Below are 363 nucleotides of genomic sequence, written 5' to 3' on the forward strand. Positions count from 1 at the left end.
CATAGTAGTATGCGCTTGGATATACTCTATTTTTTAGGTTATGATATAGATGAGGAACTGCCCTGGCACTCTACGATAAGCCGTACCCGACAATTATATCCAGAAACTGTCTTTGAAGACGTTTTTACTAGAGTACTTGCAATGTGTGTAGAAAAGGGAATGGTCAGCGGTCACACCCAGGCCATAGACTCTGCACCAGTAAAAGCCAATGCTTCGATGGAGACTTTAGAGCTTAAAGTTCCAAAAGAAGATCTAGAAGCTCATTTGCATCAAATCCGTCATATCAGTGCTATGGATAAAGAACCGGCAGGGATATAAGGAAATCAAGACATAATAAAGCGCCCAAGGCCCAACAAGAAATAA

General features: G+C 41.3%; 1 pseudogene. It reads left to right on the plus strand.

Annotated features, from left to right (window positions below):
- Nucleotides 1-363, plus strand: a pseudogene (locus Q4Q35_RS17485) (transposase); the annotation flags it as partial.

This window comes from Flavivirga aquimarina (assembly GCF_030540835.1).
Taxonomy (GTDB): domain Bacteria; phylum Bacteroidota; class Bacteroidia; order Flavobacteriales; family Flavobacteriaceae; genus Flavivirga; species Flavivirga aquimarina.